Consider the following 4,006-nt stretch of genomic DNA (forward strand, 5'->3'; position numbering starts at 1 on the left):
TCTAATACATTGGAGGTGCGGTTCACTTAGGTCATTGATGTTTCAGCTATTCTCTTTATTTGAAAATTACATCTACCATATTAATTTAATATTATATTCCTCTAGCCAACTATTAACTTGAAGTAAATAATCTATTATACCTCGTGCATCATTACCTGAAATTACTTCGTCTTTTCCTTCTGCAATAGCACGAACTCTTTCTACATTAATTAATGGCAAAATAGGTGATTCAGGATTGTTCAACACATGTAACATCCAATCACTAATACCTTGTAGATAAGAGGCATCCTTAGTGCTTGGATATGCACTTTTTTTGCGATAACGTACATCTTCTGGAAGTACATTTTCAAAAGCTCTACGTAAAATACCTTTTTCAATATTGTCTATGCTTTTCATTTCGAATGGGACATTCCATAGGTATTCTACAAGCCGGTAATCGCAAAATGGAACTCGTACTTCAAAGCCATTCATCATACTTGTGCGATCTTTTCGTTCTAGCATAAATGGCAAGAAACGTGTAATAAACATGTAAGACATTTGACGTTGCTTCATTTGCAGATCACTTTCACCTTCTAAAAAGGGAACCTCAGCAACTGCATCTTCAAATTTTTGTTTTTGATATTTTTCAGGGCTAATCTTCGCTCTAAAATCTTCTGATAGAATTTCTGTACTATACCATAAATTAACACTCCACGGGAATATCTCTGCATCTAGAAACTTCTCTTGATGGAACCATGGATATCCTGAGAATACTTCATCTGCGGATTCGCCTGAAAGTGCAACTGTTGCGTCTTTCTTCATTTCCTTAAATAGCAAATAAAGAGACGTTTCCAGTTCTCCAACTCCAGGTAGATCACGCGCTCGCATTGGAGTTAATAAATACTCTATTAAACTATCTGATCCTAACTCTATAGAATGATGCTTTGTTCCTACATATTCAGCCACACGTTTCACCCAAGGTTCATCACGATCAAAACGAAGGAAGTCTTGCTCAAAGTCTTTTTCATCATTGATGAAATTCAGGGAATATGTATGAAGGCGTTCCCCTTTATTCCCAAATTCATTTCCTGCTAAACCTGTTAAACCACTGGAATCTAAACCTCCGGAAAGCATAGATACCACTGGTTTATCAGCAATTAACTGCCGTTTAACCGTATCTTGTAAAATGGAGCGGATTGTCTCGACTGTTGTATCAATATCATCTACATGTTTTTTACTTTCAAGTTTCCAATATTGTGTCGTAGTCGAGCCATTAGAGGTAAACGTCATATAATGGCCAGCACGCACTTCATGTATATCCTTGAAAATAGCATGACCAGGAGTACGTGTTGGTCCAAGGCAGAATATTTCAGAAAGTCCTTCTTTATCTACCTCTGCATCTACAAATGGATGCGAAAGTAAAACTTTTAACTCTGAACCAAAAAGAATTGCGCTTCCCCTTTGAGCAAAAAATAAAGGCTTCACGCCTAGATGGTCACGACCAAGCATCAATTTCCCAAATCTTTCATCCCAAATACCAAAAGCAAAAATCCCATTTAAGTGTTGAACACAATCTTCTTGCCACTCTAAGTAAGCGTGTAGTAATACCTCTGTATCCGACTTGGTCTGAAATTCATGACCTTTCTCCTCAAGTTCTTTACGTAATTCTTGATAGTTATAAATTTCTCCATTGAACGTAAGGCCAATCGTATCATTTCCATCTTTATACAGCATAGGTTGAAGGCCACCTTCAGGATCAATGACGATGAGACGTCGATGACCTAATGCCGCTCGTTTTGAAAACCAATGCCCCTCTGCGTCAGGTCCTCGGTGAATGATAGCATCTGTCATTTTTTTTAACGTTTCTTGTTCATGAGACAGGTCTTTAGACCAGTCTATCCACCCTGCAATTCCACACATAGTGTCTACCTTCTCTCAAATAGTATAGAAACCGACTAAAATTGAATATCAGTCGGTTTTCCGTAAAAAAATCCGACTAAAAACATCTTTTAGTCATGTTTATATAATAAAATGAATTGAATAAAAAATCAAATAATTCAATCAAGAAAGAAATCATCGTCCGATTAAAAAATTATTACCTTAAACTTTCATTTTTATCTTAAGTGATACAGTTGCATTCTATTATAGTTATATACTAGAAATAAGAATGGTGTATGTTATTCTATAAGAAGCAAATAGAGGACTTTCTATTAGGAGTTACAAAATTACAAATGAACTAATACAGAATGTAAAGATAGAAAACTTCGCTAAATATTTCAAGGATAGGGTGTAGACAATGATCAAATTAGAAAAAGAAAATAAAAAAATGAAAATCATTCAATCTGCCACAATACTGTTCTCTACGCGTGGTGTCCGTAACACAACGGTTGATGAAATTGCAAAGACAGCTAAAGTTGGTAAAGGTACTATTTATTATTACTATACAGATAAAACTGAAATATTATGTGACTGCTATATGCGTCATATTCAGCTCAAACGCTCACAATTATTTAATTTATATAAAGAAGAAAAAGATGTTTTACTTCGAATACAAAAAATTCTTCATTATATCAGCCTAGAATATCATCAAGATCCGTTTGTTTCTACACTCTTTCAAGAATATAAAGAGTACCATTCACCTGAAATTACAACTTGTTTTAAACAATCTGAAGAAGAAGCAATTAACATGATAAGTAATTTGCTCGAAAAAGGTTATCAGCAAGGAGCTTTGCATAAGGTACCATTACCGCTTACAGCTTTTATGTTAGTACGAATGATTTTTAACTACGAACAGGATTATATAAAAAATGATAAAAGTGATACAGAATTTCTGCAGTTGCTAAAACATATGCTTCTTAAAAACTAGTTTTAACAACAAAAAAATAATTGTGGTACAAATATATGAAGAAGAACGTGAATAATGAATGGTTTAATAAACTCTTTTCATTCTGGCCAAACATACGAAATATCCAACGCTTATGTAGAAATGAATGAAAAAATCATATAAATTTTTCTAAAATTAGAAAGCCTATACTTAAATCTACAATAAAATAGTTCAGTAAAAAGAGCGTGTTTTCATCTATCTAAACACGCTCTTACAAATATTTAAACCCTATATGAATTGCTTATTCCATTCTGATTTTCTTTTAACTAATATATCTCTTTATATACGATTATCATGCCAAAAGTTTATTGGAAAATGATTGTTCTCATCATAAGCTTCAAATTCGTACCCTTTTTCTTTTAACCCTTTTATAATTGCAGGAACTGCCGCGACAGATTGTGGATGAATATCGTGCATTAAAACAATTTCCTTTGAAGACGTCGCACCTGCTAAGACATTTTGAACAATCTTTGCAGCTGCTACATCAACGGGTAATTTATTGTATTTCCAATCTAAAGAATCAATTGTCCAATCCCATACTTTCAAATTATTTCCTACCACTTCATTTCGAAGTGATTCATTTAAGCCAGGCATTGATCCATATGGTGGACGTGTTAATTTCGGTGTGTATCCAATAACGTTTCTAATTAAAGATTGATCTTCTTTCATTTCCTTCACATATTCCTGATTGGTGTATAGCTTTTTAAAATCATGTGTCATACTATGCATGCCCACATAATTGTTTTCTACATGCTCTCGTTTCACTAAATCTGGGAACCTTTTCACATTATCTCCAATTAAAAAGAATGTTGCTTTCACATCATTTTTCTTTAGTACATCTAATAGATTAGCTGTATATTTTCCAGGTCCATCATCAAAAGTTAAATATGCAACTTTTCTTTCTTTACCATCAAAACGATTAGGTATCAATTTTTTTAATTCATTTTTAGGTAGACTGCTCACTTGCTGAACACTATTTGCCTCTTCCGCATTTACCAGCTTAGGATTCGTAATAGATTGAAACACGTAATACCCTATTGCTACTAAAGTAATAGCCAACAATACACTTATAATTCTCTTTTTCTTAAGCTTAGTTTTCATATTATAATCTTCTTTCTATCTTAATAATAATCTGTATAGGTG

At 33.5% G+C, this 4,006-nt stretch carries 3 protein-coding genes; 1 reads left to right on the forward strand and 2 read right to left on the reverse strand.

Going from position 1 to position 4,006, the window contains the following annotated elements; translation table 11 throughout:
• Positions 1-72: 72 nt before the first annotated feature.
• The gene (asnB, locus tag ACQGSG_RS27225; protein ID WP_098592064.1) at positions 73-1,899 is read right to left on the reverse strand and encodes an asparagine synthase (glutamine-hydrolyzing); all 1,827 of its coding nucleotides are present in this window, start codon (positions 1,897-1,899) and stop codon (positions 73-75) included.
• Positions 1,900-2,275: 376 nt separating this feature from the next.
• Here asnB and ACQGSG_RS27230 point away from each other — a divergent pair, with 376 nt between their 5' ends.
• Positions 2,276-2,845: a TetR/AcrR family transcriptional regulator gene (locus tag ACQGSG_RS27230; protein ID WP_000593070.1), complete on the forward strand. Its 570-nt coding sequence runs from the start codon at positions 2,276-2,278 to the stop codon at positions 2,843-2,845.
• A gap of 297 nt (positions 2,846-3,142) precedes the next feature.
• Here ACQGSG_RS27230 and ACQGSG_RS27235 read toward each other — a convergent pair whose 3' ends face one another.
• A complete protein-coding gene (locus ACQGSG_RS27235) occupies positions 3,143-3,964 on the reverse strand; it encodes a peptidoglycan-N-acetylglucosamine deacetylase (RefSeq protein WP_098592065.1) in 822 nt (273 codons plus the stop codon).
• Positions 3,965-4,006 lie beyond the last annotated feature (42 nt).

The organism is Bacillus sp. GMa5/1 (assembly GCF_050172015.1).
GTDB classification, from domain to species: Bacteria; Bacillota; Bacilli; order Bacillales; family Bacillaceae_G; genus Bacillus_A; species Bacillus_A cereus.

Coding starts and splice junctions, on each gene's coding strand:
- asnB (WP_098592064.1), bottom strand. CDS start 1,899: ATGTGTGGAATTGCAGGGTGGATAGACTGGTCTAAAGACCTGTCTCAT.
- ACQGSG_RS27230 (WP_000593070.1), top strand. CDS start 2,276: ATGATCAAATTAGAAAAAGAAAATAAAAAAATGAAAATCATTCAATCT.
- ACQGSG_RS27235 (WP_098592065.1), bottom strand. CDS start 3,964: ATGAAAACTAAGCTTAAGAAAAAGAGAATTATAAGTGTATTGTTGGCT.